The 17150-nt window shown below is 72.7% G+C and carries 19 protein-coding genes; 11 read left to right on the top strand and 8 right to left on the bottom strand.

Annotated elements, in window-relative coordinates; all coding sequences use genetic code 11:
* Positions 1 to 76: 76 nt before the first annotated feature.
* Both ASF89_RS01405 and ASF89_RS01400 read left to right on the top strand, forming a co-directional pair.
* Positions 77 to 763: a GntR family transcriptional regulator gene (locus ASF89_RS01405; protein WP_055811382.1), complete on the top strand. Its 687-nt coding sequence runs from the start codon at positions 77 to 79 to the stop codon at positions 761 to 763.
* A complete protein-coding gene (locus ASF89_RS01400) occupies positions 760 to 1518 on the top strand; it encodes a sugar transferase (RefSeq protein ID WP_055811378.1) in 759 nt (252 codons plus the stop codon). The genes ASF89_RS01405 and ASF89_RS01400 overlap by 4 nt, the downstream gene beginning before the upstream one ends.
* On the opposite strand, the gene ASF89_RS15915 is transcribed toward ASF89_RS01400, so the two are convergent.
* Positions 1512 to 2174 carry a GntR family transcriptional regulator gene (locus tag ASF89_RS15915; protein WP_055811375.1) on the bottom strand — a complete coding sequence of 221 codons (663 nt, stop codon included), beginning with the start codon at positions 2172 to 2174 and terminating at the stop codon, positions 1512 to 1514. The genes ASF89_RS01400 and ASF89_RS15915 overlap by 7 nt on opposite strands.
* Positions 2175 to 2290: 116 nt before the next feature.
* On the opposite strand from ASF89_RS15915, the gene ASF89_RS01390 reads away from it, so the two are divergent.
* Together ASF89_RS01390 and ASF89_RS01385 are read left to right on the top strand one after the other, a co-directional pair.
* A complete protein-coding gene (locus tag ASF89_RS01390) occupies positions 2291 to 3184 on the top strand; it encodes a rhodanese-related sulfurtransferase (RefSeq protein ID WP_055811372.1) in 894 nt (297 codons plus the stop codon).
* Positions 3181 to 3666 (top strand): pyridoxamine 5'-phosphate oxidase family protein, encoded by a 486-nt coding sequence (locus ASF89_RS01385; protein ID WP_055811369.1) that lies wholly within the window; start codon positions 3181 to 3183, stop codon positions 3664 to 3666. Before ASF89_RS01390 ends, ASF89_RS01385 begins: the two co-directional genes overlap by 4 nt.
* Before the next feature lie 27 nt (positions 3667 to 3693).
* On the opposite strand, the gene ASF89_RS01380 is transcribed toward ASF89_RS01385, so the two are convergent.
* The gene (locus ASF89_RS01380) at positions 3694 to 4233 is read right to left on the bottom strand and encodes a hypothetical protein (protein ID WP_055811365.1); all 540 of its coding nucleotides are present in this window, start codon (positions 4231 to 4233) and stop codon (positions 3694 to 3696) included.
* 77 nt (positions 4234 to 4310) lie between these two features.
* Between ASF89_RS01380 and ASF89_RS01375 the strand changes: the two genes are divergently transcribed.
* The 7 genes from ASF89_RS01375 (at position 4311) to ASF89_RS01345 (ending at position 10877) form a co-directional block, all read left to right on the top strand.
* On the top strand, positions 4311 to 5336 hold the full coding sequence (locus tag ASF89_RS01375; protein WP_055799204.1) for a 6-phosphofructokinase: 1026 nt from the start codon (positions 4311 to 4313) through the stop codon (positions 5334 to 5336).
* Positions 5337 to 5442: 106 nt separating this feature from the next.
* Positions 5443 to 5934, top strand: coding sequence for a hypothetical protein (locus ASF89_RS01370; RefSeq protein WP_055799201.1), 492 nt, complete (start codon positions 5443 to 5445; stop codon positions 5932 to 5934).
* A gap of 81 nt (positions 5935 to 6015) precedes the next feature.
* Positions 6016 to 7431, top strand: a complete 1416-nt coding sequence (locus ASF89_RS01365) for an SPFH domain-containing protein (RefSeq protein ID WP_055799198.1) — start codon at positions 6016 to 6018, stop codon at positions 7429 to 7431.
* Between the two features lie 10 nt (positions 7432 to 7441).
* Positions 7442 to 8437, top strand: a complete 996-nt coding sequence (locus tag ASF89_RS01360; protein WP_082489695.1) for an MDR family oxidoreductase — start codon at positions 7442 to 7444, stop codon at positions 8435 to 8437.
* A gap of 103 nt (positions 8438 to 8540) precedes the next feature.
* Positions 8541 to 9230 (top strand): GntR family transcriptional regulator, encoded by a 690-nt coding sequence (locus ASF89_RS01355; RefSeq protein WP_055811362.1) that lies wholly within the window; start codon positions 8541 to 8543, stop codon positions 9228 to 9230.
* A 130-nt stretch (positions 9231 to 9360) separates the two neighbouring features.
* Positions 9361 to 10050 (top strand): GntR family transcriptional regulator, encoded by a 690-nt coding sequence (locus ASF89_RS01350; RefSeq protein WP_055811359.1) that lies wholly within the window; start codon positions 9361 to 9363, stop codon positions 10048 to 10050.
* Complete coding sequence (locus ASF89_RS01345) at positions 10047 to 10877, top strand: ABC transporter ATP-binding protein (protein ID WP_235483949.1); 831 nt, start codon at positions 10047 to 10049, stop codon at positions 10875 to 10877. The genes ASF89_RS01350 and ASF89_RS01345 overlap by 4 nt, the downstream gene beginning before the upstream one ends.
* Before the next feature lie 95 nt (positions 10878 to 10972).
* Here ASF89_RS01345 and hemL read toward each other — a convergent pair whose 3' ends face one another.
* The 6 genes from hemL to hemQ are packed head-to-tail and all read right to left on the bottom strand — an operon-like array spanning position 10973 to position 17083.
* Positions 10973 to 12337: a glutamate-1-semialdehyde 2,1-aminomutase gene (hemL, locus tag ASF89_RS01340; protein WP_055811355.1), complete on the bottom strand. Its 1365-nt coding sequence runs from the start codon at positions 12335 to 12337 to the stop codon at positions 10973 to 10975.
* The gene (gene hemB, locus ASF89_RS01335; protein WP_055799182.1) at positions 12334 to 13326 is read right to left on the bottom strand and encodes a porphobilinogen synthase; all 993 of its coding nucleotides are present in this window, start codon (positions 13324 to 13326) and stop codon (positions 12334 to 12336) included. Before hemB ends, hemL begins: the two co-directional genes overlap by 4 nt.
* Entirely contained in the window at positions 13326 to 14108 is a 783-nt protein-coding gene (locus tag ASF89_RS01330; RefSeq protein ID WP_055799179.1) for a uroporphyrinogen-III synthase, read from the bottom strand. Before ASF89_RS01330 ends, hemB begins: the two co-directional genes overlap by 1 nt.
* Positions 14105 to 15091, bottom strand: a complete 987-nt coding sequence (gene hemC, locus ASF89_RS01325) for a hydroxymethylbilane synthase (protein WP_055799175.1) — start codon at positions 15089 to 15091, stop codon at positions 14105 to 14107. The genes ASF89_RS01330 and hemC overlap by 4 nt, the downstream gene beginning before the upstream one ends.
* A 4-nt stretch (positions 15092 to 15095) precedes the next feature.
* Positions 15096 to 16319 (bottom strand): ferrochelatase, encoded by a 1224-nt coding sequence (locus tag ASF89_RS01320; protein ID WP_055811352.1) that lies wholly within the window; start codon positions 16317 to 16319, stop codon positions 15096 to 15098.
* Positions 16316 to 17083, bottom strand: coding sequence for a hydrogen peroxide-dependent heme synthase (gene hemQ, locus ASF89_RS01315; protein WP_082489694.1), 768 nt, complete (start codon positions 17081 to 17083; stop codon positions 16316 to 16318). Before hemQ ends, ASF89_RS01320 begins: the two co-directional genes overlap by 4 nt.
* Positions 17084 to 17150 lie beyond the last annotated feature (67 nt).

Here is a 17150-nt window from a genome sequence, read left to right as displayed (position 1 = left end):
CCCGTCCGCCGCCCGCTACCGCTCTGGCGAAAAAGAATGACGGATGATATGTTCTGCTTCTGACTTTGGAGGCAGCATGCCAGTTCCCGACCGCTCGACGCGTCGCCCCCGGCGACTGCTCCGCGATCTGACGTTCGAATCCGTCCTCGACGCCATCCTCGACGGCACGCTGCATCCCGGCGAGCGCCTGTTCGAAGACGACATCGCGGCCTGGCTGGGCGTCTCGAAGACGCCCGTCAAGGAGGCGCTCGCCCGGCTCGCCACCCAGGGCCTCGTCGACATCGAGGCGAACCGGTACACCCGCATCGCGTCGGTGACGATCGCCGACCTGCTCGACACGTTCGAGCTCATCGGCGTCCTCCACGGCGAGGCGATGCGCCACGCGAGGCAGCTGCCGGGCGACGAGACCGCACCCCTCGCCGACCAGCTGGTCGAGGCCCTCGCGGCCGACGACGCGACGTGCGCCGACATCGTCCGTGAGACGACGGTCTTCGTCGACCGGGCCGGGAACCCGCTCACGCGTCGGGCCGCCGAGCCGCTCGACCATCGCGCGGCGTTCCTCTCGCAGCACGTCTCGATCGGCCTCGGCGAGCCGGCCCTCCGCCCCTCGGTGGCGGTCTTCGCGGCAGCGGTGTCCGATCGACGCTGGCTCGAGGCCGGCGATGCGCTCGTCGAGCTGCTCGGCCGCGAGACGCTCGGCCCCGCCGTCGCAGGGCTCGACGACATCCCGGCCGTGCCCGACACCCGGCGGGCGGCACGGTGACGACCACGCCCCTCCGGCCGGGCTCGCCCCGGGGCGCGACCCCGACCCCCCTCCCCGACGCCGTCACCCCGAACGCCGTGGCCCCGGGTGCCGTCACCCCGGAGGCCTCGCCGGGCGCCTCGCCCTACCTCGCCCCGCCGCCCGTCCGCCGCCGTCCGCACCGGGTCGCGAAGCGCCTCGTCGACGTGATCGTCGGACTCGTCCTCGCCGTGGCCCTCCTCCCCCTCGCCGTCCTGGTCGCCCTGGCGGTCCGCCTCGACACCCCCGGGCCGATCCTCTACCGACAGCAGCGCGCGGGTCTCGACGGCCGGCCCTTCACGATGCTGAAGTTCCGCACCATGCACGTCGATGCCGAGGCCCGGCTCGCCGAGCTCGCCGCCCGCAACGAGGCCGGCGGGCCCCTCTTCAAGCTCCGTCGCGACCCCCGGGTCACCCGGGTGGGTCGCCGACTGCGTCTCCACTCGATCGACGAGCTGCCCCAGCTGCTCAACGTGCTGCGCGGCGACATGAGCCTCGTCGGCCCCCGACCCGCGCTGCCCAACGAGGTCGACCGCTACTGCGACCGAGCGCGGCAGCGCCTGCTGGTGCTCCCCGGGCTCACGGGCCCGTGGCAGGTCGGCGGCCGATCCGACCTCCCCTGGGAGGCCGCGCTCGATCTCGACCTCTCGTACGTCCACGACTGGACCCCGGTCACCGACGCCGTCGTCCTCGTCCGGACGGTGCGCGCCGTGGTGCGCCCGGTCGGCGCCTACTGACCCGCCGACGAGGCGATCGTCTCGACGGCCGTGCGAGCCGCCTCGACATCGGCCCTCTCGAGGGCGACGGCGAGACTCGACAGCCCCTCCGTCAGACCCGCCTCGTCGAGGTCGTCGCCGACGAACCGGGCGTGAAACAGCAGCGCGACCCCGAAGTGGACGACCATTCCCTCGAGTCGACCGTTCGACGAGGCGGCGGCCATCGTGCGAGCGGCCGAGACGAGGGCCTCGACGACCGGGGGCGCGCTCGGCGCCACGACCCGCGCCTCGTCCCCCGCCGGGGCCTCCGCACCGGCCTGACGGAGCACCGCCGCCACCGCGACCCGCGTCTCGTCGTCGGCGACGGCCTCGACCAGGGCGAGCAGCACGAGCGAGCACAGCGTGGGCAGCAGCGGGCGCACGAGCCAGGGGCGGGCGTGGCTGACCCGGGTGTACCTCTTCGGCACGGTCTCGATCAGAGAGAGGTCCTCGAGGCGGGCCAGTGCCATGCGGATGGGCGTGCGGGAGACGCCGAGCCACTCCTCCAGCTCGGTGTCGCGCAGCCGCTCGCCCTCGGCGAGCTCGCCCGACACGATGGCGTCGAGGACGAGCTCGAAGACCTCGTCGCGGTGGAGCCGCCGGCAGAACGCGGGTGACGGGGTCGTCGGGATGGGCATCGATCCTCCTCGTGGTCGACGGCCCCGACCGGCGATGTGCCGCCCGGTGCCGTTCCACATGTCAGAATAGTGCATTCATCATCCAGGACTGCACAGTCGACGACTAAGCTCTCCGGGTGGCCGTCCCCAAGATCCTGCTGTTCTACGTGTTCACCCCGCTCGCCGACCCCGAGGCCCTGCGCCTCTGGCAGCGCGACCTGTGCCGCTCGCTCGACCTGACGGGTCGGATCATCCTCTCGCCCCACGGGATCAACGCGACGGTCGGCGGCGAGCTCCGAGACGTCAAGCGCTACCTCAAGACGACCCGCGAGTACGCGCCCTTCGCCGGCCTCGACGCGAAGTGGAGCGAGGGCACGGGTCACGACTTCCCCCGCCTGTCGGTCAAGGTCCGCGACGAGATCGTCACCTTCGGCGCCGCCGACGAGCTTCGGGTCGACGCCGACGGCGTGGTCGGCGGCGGCACGCGCCTGTCGCCCGACGGGTTGCACGAGCTCATGGCGCGCGAGCAGGTCACGTTCTTCGACGGTCGCAACGAGTTCGAATCGCGCATCGGCCGGTTCCGCGAGGCGATCGTGCCCGACGTCGCCACGACGCGCGAGTTCGTGGCCGAGATCGAGAGCGGCCGCTACGACCACCTGAAGGACGAACCGGTCGTCACGTACTGCACCGGCGGCGTCCGCTGCGAGGTGCTCAGCTCGCTGATGACGACGCGCGGCTTCACCCGCGTCTACCAGCTCGACGGCGGCGTGGTCCGCTACGGCGAGCGCTTCGGCGACGACGGCGTCTGGGACGGCTCGCTCTACGTGTTCGACGGCCGCGGCTCGGTCGACTTCTCCGACCACACCGCCGTGCTCGGTCGATGCGTCCGCTGCGGCGACGCGACGAAGCGGATGCGCAACTGCAGCGACGTCCAGTGCCGCGAGCAGCTGGTGGTCTGCGACGCGTGCGCGGAAGGAGGCGCGGTGCACTGTGACTCGCACCGCACCTCCGGCGTAGCGTCACCCGCATGACCGACACGAACGACATCAAGCGCATCTCCGAGGTCCTCGACAAGGGCCGAATCGGCATCCTCACGACCCAGGGCAGCAGCCAGCACCTGGTCAGCCGGCCCCTCGCCATCGTCGACCGCGAGTTCGACGGCAAGGTCTACTTCTTCACGCCCGACCCGTCGCCCAAGGTCGACGACGTCCGCGCGCACCCGCAGGTCAACGTCGCCGTCGAGACCGGCAAGGGCTACCTGTCGCTCTCCGGCAAGGCGACCGTCGTCAAGGACGCGGAGCTCATCGACGAGCTGTGGACCACCGGGGCCGAGGCCTGGTTCGACCAGGGCCGTGACGACCCCACCGTCGCCCTGCTCGAGGTCGACGTCGAGACCGCCGAGTACTGGGTCAGCAACGAGCCCAAGGCCGTCACGCTGCTGAAGTACGCGAAGGCCGCGATCACCGGCGGTCACCCCGAGAACATCGCCGACACGGGCACCGTCCGACTCTGAGACGATCGGCGGCCAGCACGACCGGCGTCAGTCGCAGGTGACCGTGCGTCCGGCCGGGTCGGCGTACTCGCCGGGGCCCAGCTGGGCGCACGTCGCCGACAGCCGCGCCAGGTGGTCGAGCGCGCTGACGCCGTAGACGATGCTCGCCACCATCACGACGGCGGCGATCGCGACGCCGATCAGGGCGAGGCGCCGCGAGTGGCCCGCCCGGGCCGAGCGTCGGGCCGACACGAGGCCGAGGACGAGCCCGAGCGGGGCGAAGAAGACCGCGAAGACGATCGACGCGACGGCGAGACCGTGACCGGGGTCGTCGTGTCGGGGTCTCGGGGCGTCCCACTCGTCGTCGTCGGCAGGGGCGAAGTACGAGTCGAACCCGGCCGCGTCGGGCCGGGGCTCGGGGGCGGCGGGCGCCCACGTCTGCTCGGCGGCCGGCGCGAACGGATCGACCCGCGCCTCCTGCCGGGGCCGAGGAGGCGCGGCGAGAGGGATCTCGCGGCTCTCGCCCGGTGCGGGCCGGGTGAAACGCGCCCAGGGCGACGGCGGTCGCGGCGTCGACTGGTCGCTCATGCGTCGAGGGTAGTACGCCATGATGGAACCGACCTCGGCCCTCCGGGCCGGGCCCGACCTTGCGATGGAGCATCACGATGAGAATCGGAATCCTCACCAGCGGCGGCGACTGCCCCGGCCTGAACGCCGTCATCCGCGGAGCCGTCCTGAAGGGCACGCAGATCCACGGGCAGGAGTTCGTCGGATTCCGCGACGGATGGCGCGGGGTCGTCGACGCCGACATCGTCCCCCTGGCCCGGAAGGACATCCAGGGCATCGCCAAGCAGGGCGGCACGATCCTCGGCACGAGCCGGACGAATCCCTTCGAGGGCGACGGCGGCGTGGCGCGCATCACCGAGAACATGGAGCGGCACGGCATCGACGCCATGATCGCGATCGGCGGCGAGGGCACCCTCGCGGCGGCCAAGCGCCTGACCGACGCCGGTCTCAAGATCGTCGGCGTGCCGAAGACCGTCGACAACGACCTCGGCGCCACCGACTACACCTTCGGCTTCGACACCGCCGTGCAGATCGCGACCGACGCCATGGACCGCCTCCGCACGACCGGCGAGTCGCACAGCCGCTGCATGGTCGCCGAGGTCATGGGCCGCCACGTGGGCTGGATCGCCCTGCACTCGGGCATGGCGTCGGGCGCGCACGCGATCCTCATCCCCGAGCAGGCGACGAGCATGGATCAGATCGTGGCGTGGGTGAAGTCGGCGTACGACCGGGGTCGCGCGCCGCTGGTCGTCGTGGCCGAGGGCTTCGTGCCCGATCAGGGCACCGACGTGCACTCCGAGCGCGGGCTCGACGCCTTCGGCCGTCCCCGTCTCGGCGGAATCGGCGAGCGCCTCGCGCCGATCATCGAAGAGCGCACCGGCATCGAGACCCGCGCCACGACGCTCGGTCACATTCAGCGCGGCGGCACGCCCACGTCGTACGACCGGGTGCTCGCGACGCGTCTCGGGCTCGCGGCGAGCGACGCGGTGCGGGACGAGCGCTGGGGCCGCATGGTGGCGCTGCGCGGCACCGACATCGTGCACGTCTCGTTCGAGGAGGCCCTCGACAGCCTGAAGACCGTGCCGCAGCACCGCTACGACGAGGCCGCCATCCTCTTCGGCTGATCCGGGCACCCGCCGAGGAGGCGCGGGTCGGCGACCCGAGGCGGATCCGTCCGCATTCCCCCGCGCAGCCGAGGCGCGGCGGGTCGTCTTCTGACAGTCTCGTCGCATGGTCACGTTCATCGTCGTCGGGTCGGTGGGGCTCGTCGTCCTGCTGCTCAGCATCGTCGTGGGCGATCTGCTCGACGTCTTCGACATCGGCGACGGCCTCGTCTCCGGCGTCGCCGTGGGCGCCGCTCTGGCGATCTTCGGCCTCGCGGGCGTCGTCACCCTGCAGAACGGCCTGCCCCCGGGCTGGACGTACGTCATCGCGATCGCGATGGCCCTCGTCGCCCTCGTGGTCATCCAGATCCTCGTCCGCCGGGTCACCCGCCGCGAGACCGGCGGCCACTGGTCGCCGGTCGGCTTCGTCGGCACGGCGACCGAGACCATCACGCCGACGGGCGGCGAGGTCCGCCTCGACGACGTCCGCGAGCTCGAGCGCCGCCTGGCCGTCAGCAGCGAGCGCATCGAGCGCGGCACCCGCATCCGGGTGGTGGCCGAGGCCGGTCCGCGCGTCGAGGTCGTGCGCGACGGGTCCGAGCCGACCCGCGCCTCCTAGGCTCCGCCGCCCCCGTTCCCCGACCCGCACCGGGTCCCCCGACTACCGCCCCGCACCACCGAAAGAGAAACGAGAAGCCCGATGGACTTCATCTCCGGAAACATCAGCGTCGTCGCCATCGTCGTCGCGGTCGTCATCGTCGTCGCCCTGCTGTCGTTCGTCGCCAGCCGCGTGCGACGCGTCCCGCCGAACGAGGCGCTGATCGTCGTCGGCCGTGGCGCCGAGCGCTCCGAGGGCGGCGGGATCTCGAGCCCGCAGAAGGTCATCATCGGCGGACGCACCTTCGTCTGGCCGATCTTCCAAGAGGGGTTCAAGCTCAGCCTCGAGCAGTACCAGACCCCCGTCGAGGTGCAGGCGATCGACGCCAACTACATCCGAACCGCGGTCAAGGCCACGGTCAACTTCAAGGTCACCGGCACCGAAGACGGCGTGCGTCGCGCCGCCCAGCGGTACCTGCTGCAGCAGCAGCAGCTGCCCGTGATCGTCCAGCAGTCGCTCGAGGGCTCGATCCGCGGTCTGATCGGCGGCCAGCCGGTCGACGACCTCGTCAAGAACTTCTCCCGTCTGGCGGCCGACGCCGTCAACGAGACCAAGGGCGAGCTCGCCGAGCTCGGTCTCCAGATCGAGACGATGAACATCCGCGAGATCGAGACCCCCGGCAGCACGTACCTCGCCGACCGCGGTCGCGCCGAGGCCGCCGTCGCCAAGCAGAACGCCGACGTCGCCGAGGCCGAGGCCGAGCGCATCGCCGCCCTGGCGCGCATCGGCAACACGCAGCAGACCGCCGAGCGTCAGCTGCAGCTCGACGTGCGCCAGGCGCAGATCAAGGCCGAGACCGACCGCGCCAACGCCGAGGCGTCCGCCGCCGGCGAGCTGGCCCGCGCCACGCAGGACAAGCTCGTCGCCGAGCAGGAGAGCATCGCCGTCGCCGAGCAGGCCAAGGTCAACCAGGAGCGCCTGAACATCGACGTGCGCCAGCCCGCCGAGGCCGCCGCGTACGCCGCCGTCCAGAACGCCGAGGCCGAGCGCGACGCCGCCAACGCCGCCGTCGAGGCCGAGGCCTTCCGCCGCACGCAGCTCGCCGACGCCGCCCGCGCCGCGGCCGAGAACGAGGCCGCCGCCGTCGAGGCCGCCGGTCGCGCCGAGGCCGCCGCCATCAAGGCCAAGGGTCTGGCCGAGGCCGAGGCGGTCGACGCCCTCGCCGAGGCGCAGGGCAAGTTCGGCCAGGCCGCCCTGGCCTCGCAGGTCATCTCGCGTCTGCCCGACATCGCCCGCGAGATGGCGGCGCCGATGAGCAACATCGACACGCTCACCGTCGTGTCGACCGACGGGGCGAACGAGCTCACCAAGTCGGTGGCGAACAACATGACGCAGCTGCAGGACGTCGTGAAGGCCACGACCGGTCTCGACCTCGTGGGGGCCCTGGGTGGGTTCCTCGGCGGTCGCGCCGGGGCGGCGTCCGACTCCCCCGTCACCACGCCGCGCGACTCCGCGTAGCCTGGCGCGCATGCGAGCCGTCGTCGTCGAGAGAGGTCAGCGAGCCACCCTGCGCGAGGTGGCGCCGCCCCTCGGCGGCGACGGACTCGAGCCCGGCCGGGTCGTCGTCGACGTCCTCTGGTCGAGCCTGAACTACAAAGACGGACTCGCCCTCGCCGGCGACCCGGGCGTCGTCCGCGTCAGCCCGCTCGTGCCGGGCATCGACGTCGTCGGGCGGGTCCTTTCCGTGGGGCCCGAGACCGCCGACGGATCGTTCGCGGTCGGCGACCTCGTGGTCGCGACCGGCGCCGGTCTCGGCGAGACGCGCGACGGCGGCTTCGCCGACCAGGCCGTGGTCGACGCCGACACGCTCGTGGCCGTGCCCGCCGGCATCAGCGCACGGCAGGCCGCCGCGATCGGCACGGCCGGGCTGACGGCGATGCTGAGCGTGCTCCGCCTCGAGCGCGGCGTCCGCCCGGGCGACGGCGAGATCGTCGTCACCGGGGCGGCCGGGGGCGTCGGGTCGGTCGCCGTCGCGGTGCTGAGTCGCCTGGGGTACTCGGTCACCGCCTCCTCGGGGCGGGCCGACGAGCTGGGGCCGTATCTCCGGTCGCTCGGCGCCGGCACGGTTATCGACCGGTCCGAGCTCGGCGAGCCGGGCAAGCCCATCCGCCGGCCGCGCTGGGCCGGCGGAATCGACTCGGTCGGCAGCACCACGCTCGCGGGGGTGCTCGCCGAGACGTCCTGGGGCGGCACCGTGACGGCCTGCGGGCTGGCGCAGGGCTCCGATCTGCCGACGACGGTGCTGCCGTTCATCCTGCGGTCGGTCACCCTGGCGGGCATCGACTCGGTCCAGGCGCCGGTCGCGCTGCGTCGCTGGGCCTGGGCGCGTCTGGCGGACGACCTCGATCTCGACCTGCTCGACTCGATGACCCGCGAGGTCGCGCTCGACGACGTCGTCGCCCAGGGCGGCGCCATCCTCGACGGACGCGTGCAGGGCCGCACCGTCGTCCGCGTCGGCGCCTGACACCTCGACCCCCGACTCGCGGGGGCGCTCTGTGGACACGCCCGGGGTGGTCTACTAAAGTACCGGATAATCGATACATCCTCGTGCATTGAAGGTCTGATACATGCCCATCCCCTCCGGTCCCGACGCTCCGGCACCCCGCCGCCTCCTGCGCGACGTCGTCTTCGACAAGCTGCTCGCGGCGATCGAAGACGGCACGCTGCAGCCCGGTGAGCGCCTGAACGACGACGAGCTCGTCACCTGGCTCGGCGTCTCGCGCACGCCCATCCGCGAGGCGATCGCGAAGCTCGTCGACCACGGCCTCGTCGAGATGGAGGCGAATCGCTACACCCGCATCGCCCTGCCCGACTTCGAGATGTACCGGCACGCCCTGCAGGTCTACTCGGGGCTGAACGAGCTCACCGCCCGCTGGGCCATCCCCCTGCTCGACGACGCCGACGTCGACGAGTTCACCGGGTTGGTCGACGTCGCGCTGGCGCGTCTCGCGGAGCACGACGTCGCCGGGCTGCCCGACTTCCAGGCGGTGCCGGCGTACCTGCGGGCGAAGGTCGGCAACCCCCTGCTCGACAGCGCGGAGCGGCTCATCAACGCCCGGGTGATGTTCAACTCGAAGCCCGTCCTCGACCACTGGCAGTGGGATCTCACCACCGAGTACCTCACCCGGATCCGAGAGGCCGTGCGCCGGCGCGACGTCGCCCTCGCGATCGCCGCCTTCCAGCCCCTCGACGAGGCGAACCTCCGCCACCTCGAAGCCGTCGAGGTCGTCGGCGCGCTGCTCACGACCCGGTCGTAGCACCGCCGCACCGCGACACCCGCACGACCAGTTCCACAGCACGACCAGTTCCACCGCACCATCCCCGGTGCGGGCCGACGCAGGGAAGTCGGCCCGCACCTCCCGCCCTCCGCCCGACCCAGGAGACCCCATGCCGATCCCCACGCTCACCGACCAGCCGCCCGCCCCCCGCCGTCTGCTCCGCGACGTCGTCTACGACAAGATGTTCGACGCGATCATCGACGGCACCCTCGAGTTCGGCGAGCGACTGAACGACGACCAGCTGGTCGCCTGGCTCGGGGTCTCGCGCACGCCCGTCCGCGAGGCCATCGCCAAGCTCGCCGACCAGGCCCTGGTCGACATCGAGGCGAACCGCTACACGCGCATCGTGCACCCCACCTTCGACGAGTTCGTCGACACCATCGACGTCGGTTACGCCGTCTGGGCGCTCTTCGTCGAGCGCGGCGTCGCCCGCCTCGGCTCGAGCCAGCGCGCCGAGGCCCTGAAGATCCTCGACGCCCGCATCAAGGCCTTCTCGGCGAAGAAGCCCGAAGACGACGCCGCCCTGGTCCGCTTCAACGAGCTGCTGCTCGAGGCCAGCGCGAGCACCTCGCTGGCGCGACTGTGGGCGAACACGGGCCCGCGCCTCCTGCTGCTGATCCGTCGTCCGTCGTCGCAGGGGCTCTTCGACTTCGACGCCGCTCTCGAGTTCACGGAGTCGCTGCGCGAAGCCGTGGCCTCGGGCGACGCCGCCGCCGCGGCCGAGGCCGTCCGCACGCAGCCGGCGCGCCTCGCCGCGTTCCACGAGCAGGTCCGCGAGGCGGGCGTCTACCTCTCGTGACCCCGGCGTCGGCGACCGGCGCGCGGCCGAGCCCGGTCGTGCTCGACGTCGCCGACGTGCGGGTCGCGCGCTCGGGTCGCGACCTGCTGGCCGACGTGTCGCTGCGGGTCCGATCGGGTGAGCACTGGGCCCTCATCGGCCCGAACGGCGCCGGCAAGACCACGCTGCTGACGCTCTGCGGGGCCCTCGGGCACCCCACCTCGGGCACGGTCGACGTGCTGGGCCGCCGTCTCGGCCGCGTCGAGCTGAGCGAGCTGCGGCGGCACATCGGTCACGTCGACCCGCGGCACCGCATGCTGCGCGACAACATCGTCACCGAGGTCGTGCTGACCGGGCTCACCGGCAGCAGCGACCCCGTCGCCCGCTGGTCGCCGACACCCGCCGAGGAGGCGCGGGCGCGTTCGCTCATCGCCTCCGTCGGTCTCGGGGCCCGGTCCACGGCGCGTTGGTCGGTGCTGTCGCAGGGCGAACGGGGTCGCGCCCTCATCGCCCGGGCGCTGGTCGCCACGCCCTCGCTGCTGTTGCTCGACGAACCCGCGACCGGTCTCGACGTGGCCGCCCGCGAGCACCTGCTCGACACCCTCGACGGCGTGCGGGCGGCCCACCCGGACATCGCGTCGGTCACGGTCACGCACCACCTCGAGGACCTCCCGGCGAGCACGAGTCACGCGATGCTGCTGCGCGACGGCCGCGTCTTCGCCCAGGGAGCGGCCGACCACGTGCTGACATCGGAGCCGGTGTCGGCGGCCTTCGACCACCCGCTCGACGTGGAGCGCGTCGACGGACGCTGGTCGGCTCGGACCCGGCGAGGCGCCCCGCCGGCCTGAGTTCCCGGCGCACCTCGCGCCCTGGGGCGCGCACCCGCACGCGCGGCCCGACGGGACCACGGCAGCGAGCCGTCGCCCCGACGGACCCGGCCGGCCTAGACCGGCGTCGGCGGCGTCGCCGCAGCCGCGGCCTTCGCGGCGGCGGGCAGGGCATCCAGGATGCGCGACACCGCGGTCTCGTCGTGCGCCGCCGTGACGAACCACGCCTCGTAGACCGACGGCGGCAGGTTCACGCCCGCGTCGAGCATGGCGTGGAAGAACGGCGGGTAGCGCCAGGCCTGCTGCGCGCGGACGTCGTCGTAGTCGACGGGTGCCGTGGGCGTGAAGGCGAACGAGAACAGCGAGCCCGCGCGCTGCACGGTGTGCTCGACCCCCTCGGCGGACAACGCGGCGGAGACGGCGTCCGACAGCCGGTCGGAGACCGAGTCGAGCGTGGCGTACACCTCGGGCGTCGCGAGACGGAGGGTCGCCGTGCCCGCCGCGACGGCGACGGGGTTGCCGCTCAGCGTGCCGGCCTGGTAGACGGGGCCGACAGGGGCGAGGTGGTCCATCACGTCGGCACGACCGCCGAGCGCGGCGAGGGGCATGCCGCCGCCGATGACCTTGCCGAACGTGACGAGGTCGGGCTCCCACCCGCTGCCGTCGGGCACGATGTCAGCCGCTTCGAGACCCCACCAGCCGGCCGGGCCGACCCGGAACCCGGTCAGCACCTCGTCGACGATCAGCAGGGCGCCGTTGGCGCGCGTGATCTCGGACAGGCTGCGGTTGAAGCCGCGCTGCGGCGCCAGCACGCCCATGTTCGCGGCGGCGGCCTCGACGATGACGGCCGCGATGCGCGGCCCGTGCTCGGCGAACGCGCGGCGCACGGCGTCGAGGTCGTTGTACGGCAGCACGAGGGTCTGCGCCGCGGTGGCCGCGGTGATGCCGGCCGAGCCGGGCAGCGACAGGGTCGCGACTCCCGAGCCGGCCTCGGCCAGCAGCGAGTCGGAGTGTCCGTGATAGTGGCCGGCGAACTTCACCAGCAGATCGCGGCCGGTGCAGCCGCGGGCGAGACGGATCGCCGTCATGGTCGCCTCGGTGCCCGTCGACACCATGCGGATCTTGCCGATCGGGCGGGCGTCGCCCACGGAGACCCGCTCTCGCACGAGCTCGGCGAGCTCGGTCTCGCCCGGCGTCGACGCCCCGAACGAGAGACCGCGGGCGGCGGCCTGCTGGACGGCCTCGAGCACCTCGGGATGCGTGTGGCCGAGGATGGCCGGACCCCACGACGCGACGAGGTCGACGTACTCGCGGCCCTCGGTGTCGGTCACGTAGGGGCCCGAGGCGCCGACGAGGAACCGGGGTGTGCCCCCGACCGACCCGTAGGCCCGGACCGGCGAGTTGACGCCGCCGGGGATGGAGCGCTTCGCTCGCGCGAAGTACCCGTCGTTGGTGCGGTCTGTGCTGCGGTCGGTGATCATCGGATCCGTCCTTCCCGGAGGCGCGTGGCCAGTTCCGTGGCCCAGTACGTCAGGATCGCATCGGCTCCGGCCCGCTTGATCGAGAGCACGCTCTCGTACGACGCGGCGTCGAGGTCGATCCAGCCGTTGGCGGCGGCGGCCTGGATCATCGCGTACTCGCCGCTGATCTGGTACGCCCAGACGGGCACCGGGCTCATCGCCGCGGTCTCGGCGAGCACGTCGAGGTAGCTCATGGCGGGCTTCACCATGACGATGTCGGCGCCCTCGGCGAGATCGAGCTCGACCTCGCGGATGCCCTCGCGACCGTTGGCCGCGTCCTGCTGGTAGGTGCGGCGGTCGCCGACGAGCGTCGACTGGACGGCCTCGCGGAACGGCCCGTAGAACGCCGAGGCGTACTTCGCGGCGTAGGCCAGCAGAGCGGTGTTCGAGAAGCCGGCGGCGTCGAGCGCGTCGCGGGCCGAGCCGATCTGGCCGTCCATCATGCCGCTCATGCCGATCAGCTGCGATCCGGCCTCGGCCTGCACGACGGCCATCTCGTCGTAGCGGACGAGCGTCGCGTCGTTGTCGACGGAGCCGTCGGCGGCGAGGACGCCGCAGTGCCCGTGGTCGGTGAACTCGTCGAGGCAGAGGTCGGTCTGCACGACGAGGGCGCCCTGCGCGGCGTCGACGGCCACCCGGGTCGCGACGTTCAGGATGCCGTCCGGGTCGGTCGCACCCGAGCCGACGGCGTCCTTCTCGAGCGGGACGCCGAAGAGCATGACACCGCCGACCCCGGCCTCGGCCGCCTCGGCGACGGCGTGCGGGAGGCTCGCGAGGCTGTGGTGGACGACTCCCGGCATGGACGAGATCTCGACCGGCGAGTCGATGCCCTCTCGGACGAACATCGGCAGCACGAGATCGGCCGGATGCAGACGCGTCTCGGCGGTCAGGCGGCGGAGGGCGGGGGTGGCGCGCAGCCGACGGGGGCGCACGCGGGGGAACTCGGACATCAGTCTTTCTCGGGATCGGAGGGGCGTCCGTCGAGGGCGTGGTCGACCACGGCCTGGACGAGGGCGGCCGCCGAGCGGGTCTCGGCGATCAGGTGCACCGGCAGCCCGGCCGCGCGGGCGTCGAACGCCGTGCGCGGCCCGATGCAGGCGACGAGGGTGCTCGCGGGCAGCGGGGCCAGCTGTGCCGCGATCTGCCGGGCCACGCTGCCCGAGGTGATGAGGATGACGCCGATGTCGCCCGACCGGACGCCGGTCGCGACGGACTCGGAGACGTCGACGCCGACCGTGCGGTAGGCGGAGACGAACTCGGCGTCGAAGCCGCGCTCCGACAGGCCCGCGACGAGGGTCGGCTCGGCGAGGTCGGACTGCGGCACCAGCACGCGGCCCTGGACGTCGTCGCGCGGCCACTCCTTGACGAGACCCCGCGCCGAGTTGTCGCCCTCGGGCACGAAGTCGACGCGGTAGCCGGAGAGCGTGAGGGCCGCGGCGGTCGTCTCGCCGACGGCCGCGATGCGGGTCGAGGCGGGTGGGCGGATGCCGTTGCCGACGAGCACGTCGACCGTGGTGGCGCTGGTGACGACCAGCCAGTCGTAGACACCCGCCTCGAGACGGGCGAGGGCGGCGGCCAGCAGCTCGGGCGTCTCGGCCGGAGCGAAGTTGATCATCGGGGCGATGACGGGGGCGGCGCCGTGGGCGCGCAGGGCGGCGGCCACGCCGTCGCCCCACTTGCCGCCGCGAGGCACGAGCACACGGGTGCCCTTGAGCGGCCGATCGACCGTCACGACGCGCTCCCCACGGGGTCGCCGCCCGACGGTCCGCCGCCGAGCGGCGCCAGATCGGCGGCGCCGAGCTCGAGCAGCTCGTCGACGACGCGACGGGCGACCTCGGAGACGTCCACCAGCTGCGACTCGAGCGAGCCGTCGTCGAGCGACACGGCGTGCGAGGAGCTGACGGTGCCGGCGCCCTCGGGGCTGTAGACGGTGGCGCTGAGCAGCAGCAGACCGGCGTCGACGACGGCGGTGGCGCCGATCGGTGCGGCGCAGCCCGCTTCGAGACCGGCGAGCACCTGACGCTCTGCCGTGACGACCAGTCGGGTCTCGCGATCGTCGACCGCGGCGAGCCCGCGGGCGAGGACCTCGTCGGGGTCGCCCTCGCGCACCTCGACCGCGAGGGAGCCCTGACCGGGGGCGGTCGGCCACCAGCCCAGGCCGAGCAGGTCGGTCGCCGCGTCGAGACGCCCGAGGCGGCCGAGGCCCGCCGCCGACAGCAGCACGGCGTCGAGGTCGTCTCCGACCCGCCGGAGGCGCGTGTCGACGTTGCCGCGGATGTCGACGATCTCGAGGTCCGGACGACGCGAGAGCAGCTGCGCGGCACGTCGAGGGGACCCCGTGCCCACGCGCGAGCCCTGAGGCAGGGTCTCGAGGGTGAGCCCGTCGCGCGCGCACAGGGCGTCGCGGGCGTCGGCCCGGCCGGGCGTCGCGCCGATGACGAGACCGGGGTGGGAGGCGGTGGGCAGGTCTTTCAGGCTGTGGACGAGCACGTCGCATTCGTCGGCGAGCAGCGCCGAGCGCAGGGCGCTGGCGAAGACGCCGGTTCCGCCGAGGCTGGACAGCGACTCACCCGACGACTGGGTGCGGTCGCCCTCCGTCTTGATGCGGACGAGCTCGACGTCGGCGCCCGTCGCACGCCCGAGCCGCTCGGCGATGGTCGTCGACTGGGCGACGGCGAGTGCGCTGCCGCGGGTTCCGATGCGGAGTGTCGTCACGGCGTCAGGGCACCAGACCCGAGAGCGCCGGCTTGAAGCCGAGGCGGACGTTCTCACAGCACCCCGGGCGGCAGACGTCGTACCAGGGACCGAGGTCGGTCACGTGCGGGCGGTCTTCGGCCGGGACCCCGTCGCGTCGCTCGAGCACGAGGTCGACCAGACCCGTCACGTAGTTGGGGTCGATGCCGGGCGTCGGCGTGCGGACGGCCCAGAAGCCGTTCTTCTCGCTGGTCTCGAGCGCCTCGTTGTCGAGGTCCCACATGACCTCCATGTGGTCGCTGACGAAGCCGAGCGGCACGATGACGACGGCGCGGGTCGGACCGCTGGCGAGATCGTCGATCGCGTCGTTGATGTCGGGCTCGAGCCACGGCATCGACGGCGGACCGCTGCGCGACTGGTAGACGAGCTGCCACGGCACGGTGCTGCCGCCGCCTTCGGGGATCTCCAGCTCGAGGGCGGCCTCGGCCGCGGCCATGACGACCTCGGCGACCGCCTTGTGCTGGGCGGCGTAGGCGCCGTCTTCGTCGAAGCCGCGCGACTGCGGCCCGCTCTTGGCCGCATCGGTCGAGGGGATCGAGTGCGTCGCGAAGAGCACCTGGATCTCGGACGACAGGTCGAGACCGTCCAGCTCGGCACGGGCCTTCAGCAGCGCGTCGCGCACGCCGTCGATGAAGGGCTGGACGAAGCCGGGGTGATCGAAGAACTGACGCACCTTGTCGATCTGCATCGTGTCGGCGAGACCCGTCTCGTCGAGGGCCATGGCGAAGTCCTCGCGGTACTGGCGGCACGAGCTGTACGACGAGTAGGCGCTCGTGGCGACGGCGATGAGCTTGCGGAACCCGCGGCGGTCCGCCTCGCGGACCGCGTCGGCCATGTAGGGATCCCAGTTTCGGTTGCCCCAGACGACCGGCAGGTCGATGCCGCGTCGCTCGAGCTCGGCCTCGAGGGCCGCCTTGAGCTCGCGGTTGTGCTCGTTGATCGGGCTGACGCCGCCGAAGTGGCGGTAGTGGGTGGCCACCTCCTCGAGTCGCTCCTCGGGGATGCCGCGACCACGCGTGACGTTCCGCAGGAACGGGATGACGTCGTCCTGGCCCTCGGGGCCGCCGAAGCCGGCCAGGAGGATGGCGTCGTAGTCGGTCGGCTCGGAGACGTGCTCGGGGCCGCGCTCGGCCGCCGGGGTGGCGTTGCGCACGAGCTCGCCGTTGGTGATTCCGCTGGTGTCGGTCACGACAGAACCTCGATGATCTCGGTGGTGGTGATGCGTCGGCCGGTGAAGAAGGGGATCTCCTCGCGGACGTGACGACGGGCTTCGGTGTAGCGCAGGTCGCGCATGAGGTCGACGAGCTGGACCAGCTCGGGCGCCTCGAGGGCGAGGATCCACTCGTAGTCGCCCAGCGAGAAGCTCGCGACCGTGTTGGTGAGCACGGCCCGGTGCTCGGACCCCTGCTTGCCGTGGTCGGCCAGCATCTGGCGGCGCTCGGACTCGGGCAGCAGGTACCACTCGTAGCTGCGCACGAAGGGGTAGACCGTCAGCCACGCCTCGGGATCCTTGCCGCGCATGAAGGCCGGGCTGTGGTTGCGCGAGAACTCGGCCTCGCGGTGCATGCCCATGGCGTTCCAGGTCGGGAGCAGGCCGCCGAGCGCGTCGGTGCGGACCAGGCGACGGTAGGCGGACTGGATCGCCTCGGGGATCTCGCCGTGCAGCCAGATCATGATGTCGGCGTCGGCGCGCAGGGCGCTGACGTCGTAGAACCCGCGGACGACGACGCCGTCGGCGGCCAGCGACTCGACGACGGCGTCGAGCGCCTCGGCGTCGGTCTCGTCGGGGGTGAACGGGTTCTGGGGGTCTCGGCGGAGCACGGCCCACAGCGTGTAGCCGAGACGCTCGGCGCCGGCGCCCGACGACGGAGCCCCGCTCGGGGCCGATGCGGGAGCGGCGGGTGAATCTGACGTCGGCAACACGGGTGCCGACCCGTCGGCGCTGGTACTCATGCGGCTATTCTCCCCCTCTCGCGGCTGGGAGCCCAACCAGGTACTTCCAGTTCGAGAGAACGGTGGA

The organism is Frigoribacterium sp. Leaf172, assembly GCF_001424285.1.
In the GTDB taxonomy this organism is placed as follows: domain Bacteria; phylum Actinomycetota; class Actinomycetes; order Actinomycetales; family Microbacteriaceae; genus Frigoribacterium.
This window is presented reverse-complemented; position numbering and strand designations above follow the sequence as displayed.

What these genes read in the sequence shown, in the direction of transcription:
- ASF89_RS01355 (WP_055811362.1), top strand. Translation starts at nt 8,541, where the DNA reads ATGCCCATCCCCTCCGGTCCCGACGCTCCGGCACCCCGCCGCCTCCTG.
- ASF89_RS01375 (WP_055799204.1), top strand. Translation starts at nt 4,311, where the DNA reads ATGAGAATCGGAATCCTCACCAGCGGCGGCGACTGCCCCGGCCTGAAC.
- ASF89_RS01385 (WP_055811369.1), top strand. Translation starts at nt 3,181, where the DNA reads ATGACCGACACGAACGACATCAAGCGCATCTCCGAGGTCCTCGACAAG.
- ASF89_RS01365 (WP_055799198.1), top strand. Translation starts at nt 6,016, where the DNA reads ATGGACTTCATCTCCGGAAACATCAGCGTCGTCGCCATCGTCGTCGCG.
- ASF89_RS01370 (WP_055799201.1), top strand. Translation starts at nt 5,443, where the DNA reads ATGGTCACGTTCATCGTCGTCGGGTCGGTGGGGCTCGTCGTCCTGCTG.
- hemB (WP_055799182.1), bottom strand. Translation starts at nt 13,326, where the DNA reads ATGTCCGAGTTCCCCCGCGTGCGCCCCCGTCGGCTGCGCGCCACCCCC.
- ASF89_RS01380 (WP_055811365.1), bottom strand. Translation starts at nt 4,233, where the DNA reads ATGAGCGACCAGTCGACGCCGCGACCGCCGTCGCCCTGGGCGCGTTTC.
- ASF89_RS01360 (WP_082489695.1), top strand. Translation starts at nt 7,442, where the DNA reads ATGCGAGCCGTCGTCGTCGAGAGAGGTCAGCGAGCCACCCTGCGCGAG.
- hemQ (WP_082489694.1), bottom strand. Translation starts at nt 17,083, where the DNA reads ATGAGTACCAGCGCCGACGGGTCGGCACCCGTGTTGCCGACGTCAGAT.
- ASF89_RS01405 (WP_055811382.1), top strand. Translation starts at nt 77, where the DNA reads ATGCCAGTTCCCGACCGCTCGACGCGTCGCCCCCGGCGACTGCTCCGC.
- ASF89_RS15915 (WP_055811375.1), bottom strand. Translation starts at nt 2,174, where the DNA reads ATGCCCATCCCGACGACCCCGTCACCCGCGTTCTGCCGGCGGCTCCAC.
- hemL (WP_055811355.1), bottom strand. Translation starts at nt 12,337, where the DNA reads ATGATCACCGACCGCAGCACAGACCGCACCAACGACGGGTACTTCGCG.
- ASF89_RS01350 (WP_055811359.1), top strand. Translation starts at nt 9,361, where the DNA reads ATGCCGATCCCCACGCTCACCGACCAGCCGCCCGCCCCCCGCCGTCTG.